1 protein-coding gene is annotated in these 259 nt (G+C 61.8%); it reads right to left on the reverse strand.

Annotated features, from left to right (window positions below; all coding sequences use genetic code 11):
* Positions 1-233 (reverse strand): hypothetical protein (locus SB724_RS20785; RefSeq protein ID WP_410572836.1); only part of this gene is annotated, 233 nt, incomplete at its 3' end.
* Positions 234-259: the final 26 nt, after the last annotated feature.

The following is a 259-nucleotide window of genomic DNA, read 5'->3' on the forward strand; positions in this document are numbered from 1 at the left end:
CAGGGATCGTAGTCCGCAATAAGTTCTCCTTGGGCGGGGCGATCCGCTTGGGGAACGTGCTGCAGGTTCACGCGCACTCGGTACCACAAGGAACTTGAGCCACGCATGCCATCGACCAGTACGTCGGCAGGGTGGAGCGCAGGAACAACGCTAGCGTGAACTGCTTTCCACTCATCGAGCGCTGCCAGCGCTTCAGGCTTGGTCTTGGTTCGCGCTACCTCGATCAGCGGCATGGTGGATTGCCGCCTGCCGGTGCCGT

The organism is Bacillus sp. SIMBA_031 (genome assembly GCF_046535225.1).
GTDB classification, from domain to species: domain Bacteria; phylum Bacillota; class Bacilli; order Bacillales; family Bacillaceae; genus Bacillus; species Bacillus velezensis.